The sequence below is a fragment of the Pectinatus frisingensis genome (assembly GCF_014076555.1).
GTDB lineage: Bacteria > Bacillota > Negativicutes > Selenomonadales > Selenomonadaceae > Pectinatus > Pectinatus frisingensis.
On sequence record NZ_CP045424.1, the window covers coordinates 62,666 to 78,145 of the forward strand.

Annotated in this window: 14 protein-coding genes; 9 read left to right on the plus strand and 5 right to left on the minus strand. The window is 36.9% G+C overall.

What is annotated here, in order from left to right:
* Positions 1 to 23: 23 nt before the first annotated feature.
* Entirely contained in the window at positions 24 to 1,574 is a 1,551-nt protein-coding gene (locus F8M42_RS00280) for a sensor histidine kinase (RefSeq protein ID WP_182187450.1), read from the minus strand.
* On the minus strand, positions 1,564 to 2,259 hold the full coding sequence (locus tag F8M42_RS00285) for a response regulator transcription factor (RefSeq protein ID WP_182187451.1): 696 nt from the start codon (positions 2,257 to 2,259) through the stop codon (positions 1,564 to 1,566). Before F8M42_RS00285 ends, F8M42_RS00280 begins: the two co-directional genes overlap by 11 nt.
* A 266-nt stretch (positions 2,260 to 2,525) precedes the next feature.
* Here F8M42_RS00285 and F8M42_RS00290 point away from each other — a divergent pair, with 266 nt between their 5' ends.
* From F8M42_RS00290 to F8M42_RS00300, 3 genes are all read left to right on the plus strand, one after another.
* Complete coding sequence (locus F8M42_RS00290; RefSeq protein WP_182187452.1) at positions 2,526 to 2,822, plus strand: hypothetical protein; 297 nt, start codon at positions 2,526 to 2,528, stop codon at positions 2,820 to 2,822.
* A gap of 117 nt (positions 2,823 to 2,939) precedes the next feature.
* Positions 2,940 to 3,272: a thioredoxin family protein gene (locus tag F8M42_RS00295; protein WP_182187453.1), complete on the plus strand. Its 333-nt coding sequence runs from the start codon at positions 2,940 to 2,942 to the stop codon at positions 3,270 to 3,272.
* A gap of 4 nt (positions 3,273 to 3,276) precedes the next feature.
* Positions 3,277 to 4,212: an NAD(P)/FAD-dependent oxidoreductase gene (locus F8M42_RS00300; RefSeq protein WP_182187454.1), complete on the plus strand. Its 936-nt coding sequence runs from the start codon at positions 3,277 to 3,279 to the stop codon at positions 4,210 to 4,212.
* Between the two features lie 71 nt (positions 4,213 to 4,283).
* Here F8M42_RS00300 and bioB read toward each other — a convergent pair whose 3' ends face one another.
* Both bioB and F8M42_RS00310 read right to left on the minus strand, forming a co-directional pair.
* The gene (gene bioB, locus F8M42_RS00305; RefSeq protein ID WP_182187455.1) at positions 4,284 to 5,255 is read right to left on the minus strand and encodes a biotin synthase BioB; all 972 of its coding nucleotides are present in this window, start codon (positions 5,253 to 5,255) and stop codon (positions 4,284 to 4,286) included.
* Between the two features lie 152 nt (positions 5,256 to 5,407).
* Positions 5,408 to 6,592, minus strand: coding sequence for a MalY/PatB family protein (locus F8M42_RS00310; protein WP_182187456.1), 1,185 nt, complete (start codon positions 6,590 to 6,592; stop codon positions 5,408 to 5,410).
* Between the two features lie 183 nt (positions 6,593 to 6,775).
* Here F8M42_RS00310 and F8M42_RS00315 point away from each other — a divergent pair, with 183 nt between their 5' ends.
* The 4 genes from F8M42_RS00315 (at position 6,776) to F8M42_RS00330 (ending at position 10,979) form a co-directional block, all read left to right on the plus strand.
* Positions 6,776 to 8,230, plus strand: a complete 1,455-nt coding sequence (locus tag F8M42_RS00315; RefSeq protein WP_182187276.1) for an IS1182 family transposase — start codon at positions 6,776 to 6,778, stop codon at positions 8,228 to 8,230.
* A gap of 318 nt (positions 8,231 to 8,548) precedes the next feature.
* On the plus strand, positions 8,549 to 8,812 hold the full coding sequence (locus tag F8M42_RS00320; protein WP_182187457.1) for an HPr family phosphocarrier protein: 264 nt from the start codon (positions 8,549 to 8,551) through the stop codon (positions 8,810 to 8,812).
* A gap of 46 nt (positions 8,813 to 8,858) precedes the next feature.
* Positions 8,859 to 10,586, plus strand: coding sequence for a phosphoenolpyruvate--protein phosphotransferase (gene ptsP / locus F8M42_RS00325; protein ID WP_182187458.1), 1,728 nt, complete (start codon positions 8,859 to 8,861; stop codon positions 10,584 to 10,586).
* A 15-nt stretch (positions 10,587 to 10,601) separates the two neighbouring features.
* Positions 10,602 to 10,979, plus strand: a complete 378-nt coding sequence (locus tag F8M42_RS00330) for a hypothetical protein (RefSeq protein WP_182187459.1) — start codon at positions 10,602 to 10,604, stop codon at positions 10,977 to 10,979.
* Positions 10,980 to 11,225: 246 nt separating this feature from the next.
* Here F8M42_RS00330 and F8M42_RS00335 read toward each other — a convergent pair whose 3' ends face one another.
* Positions 11,226 to 12,821, minus strand: coding sequence for a transposase (locus tag F8M42_RS00335; RefSeq protein WP_229711349.1), 1,596 nt, complete (start codon positions 12,819 to 12,821; stop codon positions 11,226 to 11,228).
* Between the two features lie 289 nt (positions 12,822 to 13,110).
* Between F8M42_RS00335 and F8M42_RS00340 the strand changes: the two genes are divergently transcribed.
* The gene (locus tag F8M42_RS00340; RefSeq protein ID WP_182187460.1) at positions 13,111 to 14,463 is read left to right on the plus strand and encodes a cytochrome ubiquinol oxidase subunit I; all 1,353 of its coding nucleotides are present in this window, start codon (positions 13,111 to 13,113) and stop codon (positions 14,461 to 14,463) included.
* Complete coding sequence (gene cydB, locus F8M42_RS00345; protein WP_182187461.1) at positions 14,463 to 15,473, plus strand: cytochrome d ubiquinol oxidase subunit II; 1,011 nt, start codon at positions 14,463 to 14,465, stop codon at positions 15,471 to 15,473. Before F8M42_RS00340 ends, cydB begins: the two co-directional genes overlap by 1 nt.
* Positions 15,474 to 15,480 lie beyond the last annotated feature (7 nt).

Genomic DNA, 15,480 nt, shown 5'->3' on the forward strand with positions numbered 1-15,480 from the left:
AATTGCGATATATAATATCAGTACTATAAAAGATGAATATCTTTAAAAGAAAAAGTAAAAGTTGCGCCTTTATTTAAGATACTATCTATTTTTATTTCAATATCATGGTGTAAGGCTATTTGTTTGGCAATGGCCAAACCCAGGCCGGTACCTTTTTTATTGCGCTCGTCATTGGTTTTGTGAAAACGATCGAAAATATGCGGCAGGACAGCCGGGTCTATACCACAGCCATTGTCACTTATGGAAAGAAAGGCGGTAGATTTTTTTTCTGGTTTATTATAAAGATGGATGGTAATAAAATCATTTTTTTGCGAAAATTTTATAGCATTATCGATTACGATCATCAACATTTGCCGTAGTCGTCCATAATCACCGATTAATTGGGCAGGTGGTAATTCGATGTTGGTGTTTATGTGTATTTGCTTGGCTGCGGCAAAAGGCCGCATTGATCTTGAGGCATCATTTACCAAATCATTGAGAATAAATTTTGTCATTTCTATTTTAAAATCAGGATTTTGTAATTTTGAAAGTTCCAGCATATCGTTGACCAGCCGCTCGAGATAAATAGTTTCATTAAGCATTTGTTGATGATATTCTTTTTGCTGGACATCATCTTTTATAAGACCATTGGTCAATGCCTCGAGTGAGGCACGCAAAACAGTAACAGGTGTCCTCAATTCATGCGATACATTGGCAATGAAAATACGGCGGGCTTTATCAAGCCGTCCACTTTCTTTTGCGGCAGCATCAAGCCGCACAGCCATTTGATCAAGTGATGAGGCGAGATCGCCAATTTCATCAGATTGATGGACGTGTGCTCTTGTAGCATAATTTCCCTCGGCAATGGAAAGAGCCATTGTTTTCATTTTCCGCAAGGGTTCTGTGCAATAATAAGATACCAGTAATGAGGCCGGCAGGGAAATAACCATGGCAAAAAGTGAACTTATAATGAGAAGCCTTATAGCATAAAAAATGGAATTATTGACTTCATTTAAGGGGACATGCATTAATACGGCACCAACGTAACTGCCATCGGCACCACGTATGGGAGCTGCCGCTGTAGTAGCCGGTGTACCCAAAACTCCGCTGAAACTGTCAGCAACGACAATATTTCCTTGTAAAGCTTCATTTATTACATCAACACCACCTGTAGGCAGTTCATTGTATTGTACGGGATGATGATGTCGGTTATTGCTGATTAAAAACTGGTGATTATCGTTTATCAGCCAAATATCTGACATATCCATACGATTCAATAGTTTTATATAGTAAACTAATGCCCGGTAATAAGGCATAGCTGTGCCGGACATACCCATATGCATGTGCATATTTTCATGCGGCGGAACTGTTTGTACCGATGGAGATGGCTGTTGGTCATCTGTCGGGGCGTCATTTTGCAAAAACATACTTATTGTGTTGGCGATTGTTCCAACTTTTTCCCGAAGATCGTTGCGGCGCAGCTCAACGGTCTGTTTGTTGAAAAAAAAGTAGAAAAAACCGTTTAAAATAAGCATGAAGATAAACAATACTGCCGTAAAAAAAGCAAATAATTTATAAACAATTTTAATCTTCATTTTCGGCGGCTTCAAATTTATATCCCACTCCCCATACCGTTTTTATCATTTTACCATAGTCACTTTTGGTATTCAATTTGGCACGCAGTCTTTTTATATGTGAATCTACTGTTCTGGTGTCACCAAAATAGTCATATCCCCAGATACTGTCCAAAAGATTATCACGGGAAAAAACTTTGCCATAGTTAGAGGCTAATAACCATAGCAGTTCGATTTCTTTTTTTGTTAAAGAAACATCTCTTCCGTTAATAGAGACAGTATAGCTGTTAAGATCGATGGACATATCATTATATTTTAAAAGCCGTTTTTGATCGCTGGAAGTGACTTCCATGCGGCGTAAGACAGCTCTGACTCTGGCCATTACTTCTCCTGGGGAAAACGGTTTTACAATATAATCATCGGCACCGATATCAAGGCCCATTATTCGTTCAAAATCTTCACCACGTGCGGTTATCATTATGACCGGAACATTAGAGGTTTGACGAATTTCACGACAAACGGCAAACCCATCTTTTTTTGGCATCATTATATCAAGGAGAATAATATCGAGGCTTTCTTTATTAAAAATATCAATGGCTACTGTACCATCTGAAGCAAAAAAAACATTAAAATTTTCCTGTTTGGCGTATTCTCCTAAAACTGTGGCAATTTGTTTATTGTCTTCAGCAATGAGCATATTTTTCATAGTATATCCCTCTTTTTATAACAGTTTTGAATTTATTTAAAGTATTTAATATATTTCAGTATATAAATTTATTGTTATAATAACAAATAAATTTGTTTTTTTTATGGAAAAAAATAAATTGAGAAAAATATCTGTGATATATTTTTCATACGATAATATAAATATGAAGTGACATAAATTTGCCATATTTTAATGATAATATAATATAAATGATAAATATGGTATTGGTTGATAAGTGAAATTATTTATACGAAGGAGACGTTATAATGTCAAATAAAAAAATGAATATTATTACTGCAACAATATTTGCTATAGGATTGGCATCGATTACAGCGTTTTCGGCAACAGCCAGTGAAGCTGGAACAGCAAAAATTGTTGCGGATTTGACTGATAGAAGTGTGAATAGTGTAATGGAAGAAAGCTATAAACAGCACAAATCATTTGCACAAATTGCTGATGAGGCCGGTAAACTTGATGATTATAAGATGCATGTAATGGTTGATGGTAAGAAAACAGGACAATATAGCAGTAATAAAAAAATTACAGAACTAAAGATAGATTAAAATCAATATTATTTAATAAATATTATTGCGATAAAATACTATAAATACTTGACAATTTCCAGGGGATAAAATATTATATAGTTAATCGGATATATATAAATGAGAGGAGGATCTGCAATGGCTATAATACATGCAGACAAGGAGCTATTTAATAAAATGATAGCGGAAAAGAAAACATTTATGGTTGATTTTTTTGCTACGTGGTGTGGCCCGTGTAAGATGTTGGGGCGTGTTTTTGAAACAATAGAAGGCAAGAATGAAGTAGATATAGATATTGTTAAGGTGGATATAGATCAGGAACCAGAATTAGCACAAAAATATAATGTAACAGTTGTACCTACACTTTATTTTATCGTTAATGGTGAAGCTGAAAATAGTATGAGTGGTTTTATTCCTGAAAATGTCTTACTTCCTAAACTTAAAGAATTGGCAGCTAAAAAGGTTGGCTGACATTATGGAAAACAATGTTGTTTATGATGTAGCTATAATTGGTGCAGGACCTGCCGGGATGACAGCAGCCGTATATGCCTGCCGTGCGGGATTAAAAGCGCTTATTTTGGAAGCTGATGCACCAGGGGGCAAGTTAGTCAAGACATTCGCAATTGAAAATTGGCCGGGAACAAAATCAGTAAATGGTGCTGATTTGGCCTGGTCCATGTATGAACAGACAACTTCATTCGGGCCGGAATTTGTTTTTGCTGAAGCAGCAGATATTGTTGATGAAGGAAAAGTGAAAACAGTTATATGTAAAGATGGCAAGAGATTTCAAGCTTACAGCGTGGTAATTGCATCAGGGACAGTCGAACGTTTGATGCATATTCCGGGTGAGCAGGAAATGATTGGCAAGGGAATAAGTTTCTGTGCTGTTTGCGATGCCGGTTTTTATAAAGATAGAGATGTTATAATCGTTGGCGGCGGCAATTCTGCCTTAGAGGAAGCTATTTATTTAACAAGAGTGGTAAATAAGGTAACAATTGTTATCCGGCGTGATGTGTTCAGAGCGGATGAAGTTGTTCAGAAAAAAGTTTTGACTAATAATAAAATCGAGATTATTAGAAATAAATTACCGCAACAAGTGCTTATTGAAAATGATAGAGTATCCGGTTTGACTGTGAAGGATGCAAAAAGCGATGCACTCATGCAGATTCATGCCAGTGGAATTTTTCCCTATATTGGCAGTGATCCGGTAACTGGGTTTGCTAAAAAATTAGGAATCACCGATAAAGACGGTTATATTATAGTAGATGAAAATATGCAAACGAAAGTTAAGGGCATATATGGTGCCGGTGATGTTTGTAAGAAGTTTTTGCGCCAAATAGTAACAGCCGTTAATGATGGTGCAATTGCGGTTCAAGTTGCTGGAAAATATATAGAAGAGTTTCATGATTAATATGCCTGTGTAAAGTTAATCCCCCTTTAGTAGAAAATTCTATTAAGGGGGGATTAATTTATAATGGCGTTTTATTTATTCGATAAGCCGAGTCGTTCGAGTATTTCCAAATCATCATGTATCGTTGTACCGGAGGTGGTCAGCATATTGCCTGTAATAGAGGCTGATGCACCGCTGATAAAGGCTGTTTCACCATTATCGGGCAGTAGTTTCCTTCCTGCAGCAAGCCGAATATTAGCTTCTGGGTTGATAAATCGGAAGAAAGCAATTGTCCGAAGAATGTCCTTATCGGCGAGCCGGGGCAGATTTGCCAGCTTAGTGCCTTTTATTGGCATTAATGCATTTATTGGTATTGATTGAATACCAAGTTCAGCTAAACTGACCGCCATATCAAGCCGGTCATTCCAATTTTCTCCCATTCCGATAATTCCACCCGAGCAGACGCATAATCCCTCATCCTGAGCTAATTTTATTGTGTGGATTTTGTCATCGTAAGTGTGCGTGGTGCAGATACTGGGGAAAAAACGACGGGAAGTTTCAATATTATGGTGGTAGCTTGTTACACCGGCTTCATGCAGCTGATGAAATTGTTCAGCGGTCAAAAAACCATGTGATGCGCAAAGTTCTATATTTAGAGTTTGTTTCATTTTTCGATATGTTTCTAAGGCACGTGAAAAATCTTTTCCGGTTAATGCCCGTCCGGAAGTGACGATGGCAAAACGATTCACACCGGCTTTTTCATTGGCACGGGCATTATTGATGATCTCATTTTGTGGCAGCAGATCGTATTCCTCGATACCGGTGTGATGGCAAGATGCTTGGGCGCAATACTTGCAATCTTCACCGCAGCGACCGCTGCGGCCATTTATTATGGTACAAAGATCTACATGATTACCACAAAAATGTTTTTGTAAAATGTAGGCATTTTTTTGCAGTTCATCAAGCGGAGCATCTAGAAAAATCGAAAGATCGTCGCCACGCATAATACGATCTCCCTGGATAATTTTTTCGGTAAGTTCGGCAAGGGTTGTACCAATATGCATTATTATAGCCTCTTTATCATTCTGCCCAGCTGTGATCTGAATAGATGCCGGCAGAGTAGTTTTCCTTAAGTATATTAATTAATGCATATATTGTCAACTGGTATTAGCAATAAAGTTAACTATATTTAATGATTGATAACTGCTGTTAATTTTTAATCTAATGTTTTGTTTAATGCAGTTTTTAAGCGATTTAAAGTACTTTCCAGGATCGATGTCGGGCAAGCCAGATTTATTCGTTCGAATCCGTCACCTGAGTGCCCGAAAATATAACCTTCATCACCAAATATTAAAGCCTGCTGTGTCATAAAAGTTTCCAATTCATTTTTTGTCATACCAAGAGCACGACAGTCCCACCATTGCAGATAAGTACCTTCCATGTTTGTTATCTTTATTTGTGGAATGTTTTCTCTTATAAAGTCTTCACAAAGGGTTTTGTTTTTAGCAATAAGCAATATAAATTGATCCAGCCACGCAGAACATTCAGTATAAGCTATTTCACATGCTTTATAACCAATTATATTGAGAGCACCATAGCCTGCTTTTACCGCTGTGCTGATAAACTGACGGCGCAACAGATCATTTTTGATGATGATATTTGATACCTGCAGACCAGCCAGGTTGAAAGTTTTGGAAGGGGCAGTACATATTATACAATTTTCAGCTATGGTATCATTCAATGAAGCCAGTACGGTGTGCCGATAACCAGGCAAAACTATATCGGAGTGTATTTCATCAGAGACGATGTTAACGTTATTGGACAAACATATATCGGCAATCTTTTGCAGTTCTTTTTTTGTCCATACACGTCCCACCGGATTATGCGGACTACAGAGAATTAATAATTTGTTTTTTGGATTATGAGCTTTTTTTTCAAGATCGTCAAAATCAATATAGTAATCAGTACCCTTCTTTAATAGAGAATTTTCTATTATACGGCGATTGTTTTTGGTGATGGCACGGGAAAATGGATGATAAACAGGAGGCATGATTATAACACCGTCGCCTTCTTCAGTAAAAGCCCGGACAGCATTAAACAATGCCGGAACCACACCTGGAGATGGAACTATCCAGCTGTGGTCAATTGTCCAGTTGTGACGCTGCTGCATCCAGTTGGATATGGCATGCAGATATCCTTTTGTCGGAATAGTATAACCGAGAACTGTGTGCGAGAGAAAAGCCTGCAGGCCGGAAATGATTTCCGGCGGTGTCATGAGTTCCATATCAGCTATTGAAAGAGGGACTATTTTTGATGGGACTTGTGGGTTTATTTTTTTCATGGCTGACCATTTAACCGATCCCGAATCGGCTCGATCGGGGTTTACAGAAAAATTATACATGTTAATTACCTTCCTTTTAGAGGATATAAATGATATGTTAATTTTGCAATAACCTTACATTCGATTATGAATATAAGAGTTAAATAAAATAGTAATTATATATGACTATATAATTTCAGAGTGTAGACAATAACCCCAAATTCCTCCCCAATATGGTAAAATTATATTGGGGAGGAATTTTTTATGTATGAAAAGAAAAATAGACAATCACAAAAACAAATACAATTTGTAGCACTGGACGATTTAGTTCCCAAAGATCACATACTTCGTGCTATAGATGAAGCAATAGATTTTAGTTTTATTTATGATGAAGTGGAAGGAATGTACTCAACTTCACAAAAAGGCAATTTAGGAGTAGATCCTGTATCCTTATTTAAAATAGTATTTATTCAATATTTGTTTGGAATAAGAAGCATGCGTCAAACAATAAGAGAAATAGATGTTAATGTTGCATACCGCTGGTTTATAGGCTACGGATTAATGGAGTCAGTCCCCCATTTTACAACGTTTGGTAAAAATTACAAACGAAGATTTGAAGGTACAGATATATTTGAACGAGTGTTTTATAGGATTTTAGATGAAGCACAAAAAGCAGGTTTCGTAGATACCAGTGCAATTTTTATAGATGGAACTCACATAAAGGCCAATGCTAACCGTAATAAAAAAGAACGTGTAAAAGTTGATCAAACAATAAAAAATTACCAGCAAGAATTGGAAAAAGAAATAGATGCTGATCGAAAAAAGCATGGTAAAAAACCTACAAAAAAAGGGCCTAAGCCACCATCAGGGAAAAGCATCTGCAAAAGTAAGACAGATCCAGAAAGTGGATTATTTGTAAAAGGAGAACATGAACGTTGCTTTGCCTATGTAGCTAATACAGCTTGTGATAAAAATAATTTCATATTGGATTTTGTTGTTGGAGCCGGCAATATCCATGACAGTCAAATGTTTCATGGCGTATATAAAAAACTAGATAAATACAATGACACAAATGAAGTAGTTGCGCTAGATGCCGGCTATAAAACCCCTGCTATTATGAGAGAGATTATAAAAAATGGAAAAATACCATCAGTTCCTTATAAACGACCAATGACTAAGCAGGGATTTTTTCGTAAGTACGAGTATGTATATGATGAATATTATGACTGTATGATTTGTCCAGCAAACCAAGTTTTAAAGTACTCAACCACCAATAAAGAAGGCTACCGTGAATACAAAAGTGATGCTAAAACATGTAAAAACTGTTCACTTTTAAGTCAGTGTACTAATAGTAAAAATTGTGTAAAAGTCATAACCTCGCATGTATGGTCAAAATATATGGAGCTTGCAGAAGAATACCGGTATGTTCCTAAATACAGGGATATTTATAAATTAAGAAGCCAAACAATAGAGCGCGTTTTTGCTGATGCAAAAGAAAAACATGCAATGCGTTATACAAGAATGAGCGGCCTAGAAAAAATTAAACTACAGGTAACGCTCACTTTCGCATGCATGAATTTAAAGAAGCTGGCAATGTGGAAGAAAAAGAAGAGGAAACTACCACCAGCAGTTTCCTCTTCTTTGACATTTTTAATGAAAAAATTCATTTTAAGATTAAATTTTGTGGATAAATATGATGAAAGCACCTGCTGTGGATAAATGCAGGTGCTTTCGTCTTTAGCCTGTAATTATATATGACTATATAATTTGTTTTTATTGATAATATCAATGCTGTTTTGATAACTTTAATCAAATAAGTTTATTTACAATTATATAATATTTTTTGGAAAAATAACAATTATTTAAAATATCGGTGAGAAGCAAAAAAATCGGCAAGATAAAAATAGTAATATTTATGTTAAATGATAATATGGTTATGTAAATTTTTGCTGGTAATTTTACTGTGTATTCGGTATAATTTAAGAAGTGCAGTGTAACTGCTAGAGAATTAATTTTTTATAAAAGGGGATATAACTCATGGAAAAAACATTAACTATTGAAAACAAAACAGGTCTGCATGCTCGTCCGGCCTCGATGTTTGTTCAGACAGCAAACAAATTTAAATCAAAAATCAAATTAACAGCTAAGGGCAAGACCATTGATGCTAAAAGTATTCTTATGATCATGAGCCTTGGTTTGCAGCAAGGTACAGATGTTACAATCAGTGCTGAAGGTGAAGATGACCAGGCAGCTATTACTGCATTGTCAGATCTTATAAAATCTAAATTTGGTGAAGAATAATAAAATGATCTTTTAGTATGAAAATGGCTCCAAGGGGGGACTATCTATGTCAGTTAAATTGCGTGGCAAGGGTGTCATTACCGGTATTGCTATAGCCAAGGTTCTGCTCGTTGGGCAGGATTTTGAAAAATACATGGATTTATATACACCGGAGAATGTTGAATCAGAAATCAGCAAGGTAGAAAAAGCATTTGCTGCTGTTGCTGATGACCTCGCAGAAAATGTTAAAACCTTGAAAAGTAAGGGAATGACCGAACAGGCGGGCATTATGGAAGCACATCGTACGATGGTGCAGGATCCAATGTTTAAAAATAATGCCATTGCCAAAGTAGGAGAAGTTAAGTCTGCCCCAAGGGCTGTTTTATTGGCATCGGAAGAAACGGCTGCTATTTTCGAAAATATGGCTGATGAATATTTTCGTGAACGTGCTGTTGATATTCGTGATGTTGGTAAACGTGTCGTAAGTCGTATTTTAGGGTTAAAAGGTCCGGATATAGGTAATGATCCGATTATTCTATGCGGACATGAAATTGAACCATCCGTCATTGCTAACATTCCTACAGAACAGATCGCTGGTGTAATTTTAGGGCAGGGAAGCACGACATGTCATGCCGTTATTATTGCCAAAGCACGCGCTATTCCGACTGTTGTTGGTTTGGAAAAGAGCATTGATGAGATTAAAAATGGCGATGAAGTGATTGTAAATGGGGAAACTGGGGAAATATTTGTCAATCCTACTGAAGAATTGATGGAATCGTTTGAAAAGCTTATTGATGAACAAAATAAGCTGAAGCAGCATTATGCGGAGCTTACTTCGCTGCCGGCAGAAACCACTGATGGGCATAGGGTAATGCTTGTGGCTAATATTAGCACGCATCTTGATGTAGAAACTGCCGTCACTGACTTTGGTGCTGAGGGTGTTGGGCTTTTCCGCTCAGAATTTTTATTTATGGGAAAAGATGAACCCCCTGATGAAGAAACTCAATTTGAAGCTTATAGGGATGCTGTTGAAAAGTGTAATGGTAAGTTGTGTGTAATCCGTACAATGGATATTGGCGGTGATAAACCTCTGCCTTATCTTAATGTACCTAAGGAAGAAAATCCGTTTTTAGGCTGGCGGGCATTGCGTATTTGTCTGGCACGCCGTGATATATTCATGCCGCAAGTGAAGGCGATATTGCGTGCTGGAGTGTATGGCAAAGCTGCAATGATGCTTCCGATGGTCATAAGGCTCAGTGAAATTGATAAGGTTAAGCAGATCATTGGAGAGGCTAAGACTATGCTAAAGCAGGAAGATAAAGTCTTTTCTGATAATGTACAGCTTGGTATAATGGTGGAAACACCAGCAGCGGCGGTTATGACACCAATATTTGCCAAACATGTGGATTTCTTTAGTATCGGGACAAATGATCTTATTCAGTATACCCTGGCAGTTGACCGCGTCAATAGTAATGTAAGTTATTTATATGATCCGTTTAACCCTGGTGTGCTTGCGCTTATTAAGCGGACTATTGATTCTGCCAATGAACATAAAATATGGGCAGGAATGTGTGGCGAAATGGCCAGTGATCCGTATGCAGCAGTTATTTTAATGGCTATGGGAATCACTGAACTTTCAATGAGTGCACCTTCCATACCGCGTGTCAAAGAATTGATTCGCAGTGTTAGTATGGCTGAAGCCAAAGAAGCCATGAATAAGGTAATGTCCATGGAACATGCTGCGGATATTAAGGAATATCTGCAGGGAAAATTTGGTAAGAGAAATAATCTTTGATGCAGCGTGTGAATAATGAATAATAAATTTATTGAACCGGCATATGGTAAAGATCAAAATATAAAAATGGATATCATGAAGATGATTAATGAGGGAAAAAATCCTTATGAAATAATTTATTATATTGTTGATTATTTAGAAAAAGTGTCGGGTGAGAAGGGCTATGCCGCAAATGTGCGTGAGTGTATAGATTCTATTTATGGTATAGGACTGGGTGCAAAGCAGCCATTGACTGATGAGCTTTTTGCAGTACAGCAGCGCTGTCATAAAATGGAAGAAGCGTTGAATGATATTGATGATGAAGATGTAAAAAAACGCATCGGTTTCGCTATTGGTCAGCATAAAAAATTTGCTGCCTTTCTTGAAGAAAAAATAAAAAAAGCAAAAAAATAAAATCGGTAGTAATAGATATCAATTGCACAGCTATTGATTTTGTTATATATATTATTGACACGTATTGGGGCTTATATATTATTAGTAGTATAATTTATTTTATATAATGTATATTGTAGGGGCTGTGACAAAATGAGAAATCATTTTGTCACAGCTCCTTTTTGTATCCATTTTGAAATTTTCACAAGATAAATCCAAAAAAAGAGTATACTTCCCCTTTCCCCATAAGAACTGCAATTTTTCAGCTTATGCAGCTTTTTTGATTCTCAATCTTTTATTGTAATATTTATATAGATTGTAACCGATAGAAACTAGGAAAATCTCTAAACGTACCTGTTCCATGCCTTTTCGAACTATTCTTTTGTACCAGCGGTTGTTTTTCATGATACCAAAAGTACCTTCAGATTGAATGGAGCGATTCATACGAAGAAGCGCTCCTTGAATGCTTTCTAGGTTGTTCACTACTTCTTGATGCATAGAGGTTAGTTCTTGATTAAGACGAATCGTCCTGTTTTTATCCGTCTTTTTACATTCGGCAGCATAAGGACAATCTGTACAATTTTCGCACTGATAAACCTCTTCCTGACGTCCGTATCGATTCCCGTTTACATTTTGTCTGTATTGCAGATGAAATGCTTGTCCAGCCGGACAACGCAGAGTGCCTTCTTCATCAATCTTGAAATTTACTGGGCGAAACGGATTATCTCGATACTTTGCATTCGTGGTTTCTTTCTTGTACATTGTAAATTTCATGTATTTTTCCATACCGTGTTGCTCACAGTAAATATAATTGTTGTATGAACCATACCCTGCATCTGCAACAGGATACTTTGGATAAAATCCGTAGGTATTATGAAATTTCTCCAGTAAAGGAACAAAACAATCCATATCTGAGCGGTATTGATTTACATCAGTTACAGCTATGTACTCATCCGCAATACCAAATTGAACATTGTAGGCTGGCAGAAGCTGGTCGTTGCCCATATAATCTGTCTTAATCCTCATGAATGTAGCGCAATGGTCTGTTTTGGAATAACTGTTCCGGTCTGGACCACAAACTTTTATCTTTTCAACATATTCTTTAAGTTTGGCTGTATATTTCTGAAGACATTCATAATAGCGCTGCTGAGGTGTTTTTCGATGGCCTTTTCCATATACAAATTTTGTTTCATCTATTTCATAGATTTTGGCATACCGATCCGTTATTTCATCCAAATATTCAGGAACGTATTCGGAATTCGTATCAATTTTAATGCCAAAACTAGCAAGATCGTCGTTGATTTCATCGAGTAAAACCGTGACTTTTTCAAAAAGCCTATATCTGGATTTTTCCGTTGCTTTCTTCCATACCCAGCTATATTTATTGGCATTTGCCTCAAATTTGGAACCATCGATATACAGATGGCTTAAATCCACATGATCTTTGGCAAAAATTTTATTGTTGATCTCACTGAACAATTCCTCAACGGATGGTTTGAGCATAGTTTCGATAAAATAACCAAATGTGCGATAAGATGGAGTCTCATGTTCCATGAGATACATAAAGCGAAGATTGACTTTACAGGAATCTTCGAGCTCTCGGAGCGATATATATCCATTTGTCATAAATCCAAATAAGATTGTTTTCAACATGCTGGTTGGGTTGTATCTGATGCGTCCGATAACGTGTTCCGGAACATTTTTCAGGTACTTCTCCAAGTCGATTTCCTCCATAAATCTGTCAAAAACCAGCACAGGATCACAAATATCTAGAAAATCCGAAATGAATAGTGGCAAAAATGCCTGTTTTACTTTAAAATGATTAGGGGTAATGTTTTTCATTCGTACGTAAAATTTTACCACAAAAAGAGGTCCATCGGCTCTTCCGAGCTGACGGACCTCTTTTTTATTTGTCAGGGCGTTATTTCACAGCCCCTTTTTATTTTATGATATTTTGGTTCAAAATTATGTGATTTATGGCGTAAGAAAATGGGAAGGAATATAGCTGAATAACAGCGTATACTATATATAGAATAGTCTTATTATAAAGAGGATTTTAATTATTAATTAATAATAGATTGCATTTTATGCTGTAAAAAATTATACTATAAGAAGAATTTATAATTTAATTTTGGAGAGGAAGGGTGCAGATATGGACGTTATCACATTGTCGCGCCTGCAATTTGCTGTAACGACAATATACCATTTTTTATTTGTTCCATTATCACTTGGATTGTCGTTCTTAGTCGCTGTATTATCGACAATATATTTAAAAAATGGGAAAATTGTTTATAAACAGTTGGCGAAGTTATTTGGCAAATTATTTGTAATTTCATTTGCTATGGGCGTAGTCACAGGCATTGTACAAGAATTTCATTTTGGGATGAATTGGTCGGAGTACTCAAGATTTATGGGAGACATCTTTGGTGCACCGTTGGCACTGGAAGCATTGTCAGCATTTTTTCTGGAGTCAGTTTTTCTTGGGGTATGGATTTTTGGTGAAAATCGTTTACCAGCTAAAGTACATTGTTTATCCATATGGTTGGTAGCATTTGGCAGTAACTTGTCGGCATTTTGGATTTTGGTGGCGAATTCTTTTATGCAGCATCCGGTCGGTTATGTAATTAATAATGGCCGAGCTGAAATGACTGACTTTGGAGCATTACTTACTAATCCGTATGTATTTGGGCAATTTGCTCATGTATTGACTTCAGGGATAGTGACAGCAGGGATATTGGTTGTATCAGTGAGTGCCTATAAACTGCTGCGTCGTGAAAATGTTGCTATTTTTAAGACTGGTATTAAAATAGGGGCTATATATGCAATTATTGGAATTTTTTCAGTTATGGGCAGCGGACACTTGCACACACAGTATGTGGGACATAATCAACCGATGAAGCTGGCTTCAATGGAAGCTCTTTGGAACAATGCAGATCCCGCACCATTTACGATATATGCGAATATAGATATGAATAAGGAAAAAAATACCAATGTCATAGATATACCGTATGCATTGTCATTTATGCTCAATAATTCACCAACAGGAGAAGTTAAAGGAATAAAAGCATTGCAGTCTGAAGAACAGCAGCAGTACGGATATGATAATTACATACCAAATGTAGAACTTTTGTTTTGGAGTTTTCGTATTATGCTGGCTTGCGGCGGCATCATGCTGTTGTTGATGCTTGTAACTTTGTATATGAGTTATACAAATCGTCTTTCTGAATATAATACGGGCTGGCTTCGCCTATTGTCGCTCGCTATATTTTTACCGTTTATAGCTAATACGGTTGGCTGGATTATTGCTGAATGTGGACGTCAGCCATGGATGGTTACCGGATTGCAAAAGGTCGGCGATGCTGTTTCACAAAATATAACTTCATTGGAAGTTTGGATATCGTTGATTGGTTTTACTGCAGTATATGCTTTACTGGCAATAGCTGCGATATTTGTAGCTGTGAAGATTGTCAGAAAGGATGTAACTGAAGAAGGGAGCGGTTTATAATGGATTTGCAGGTGTTGTGGTTTATTCTTGTTGTTGTCTTATTTACCGGCTTCTTCTTTTTAGAAGGATTTGATTATGGCGTTGGCATATTATTGCCTTTTGCCGCTAAGAATGATATTGAGCGTCGTATGTTTATAAACAGCATCGGACCTGTATGGGATGGTAATGAAGTGTGGATGATTACAGCTGGAGGAGCAATGTTTGCAGCTTTTCCGCATGTGTATGCCACGATGTTCAGTGCATTTTATATGGCATTGTTTCTGATGCTCATAGGTTTAATTGTACGCGGGGTGGCTTTTGAATTTCGGAGTAAGCATGATACATCCTGTTGGCGCAGCCTGTGGGATTGGATGATTTTTATCGGCAGCTTTTTACCAGCCTTTTTATGGGGAGTAGCAGTGACTAATCTCATGAAAGGTTTTATGATAAATAGTGATAAGATTTATATGGGAACATTTTGGGATTTATTGTCAATATATACTATTGTCGGTGGAATAACATTTGTTCTTGTATTTGCTTTTCATGGCGTGACTTATTTATCTTTGAAACTTGATGCAAAGTCGCATCTTATGCCGCGGCTGCGTTTAGTCGGCACATGTCTGGGTGGTACAGCAGCAATTTTTTATGTATTATGCATGGCATTGACTTATGCTAATACGGATATGTTCAAATCTTCGTTATGTCTTGGTTTAATGATACTGGCGGCAATTGTTTTTGTACTGGCAATTATTGCTCGTCGCCAGGGCAGATGCGGTGCAGCATTTATTGGCAGTGCTTTAGCAGTTGTGTTCACTACTATAAGTGTTTTTGTCGGTCTTTTCCCGCGGATATTGATTTCTACGATGAATCCGGACTGGAGCCTCACAATAACTAATGCATCATCTTCTCCTTACACATTATCTATTATGACGGTTGCTGCGGTGATTTTTGTGCCGCTTGTATTAATTTATCAGGCATGGTCGTATTGGATATTCAGGAAACGTGTAACGGCTAAAGACTTGGAATATTAATAGTAAA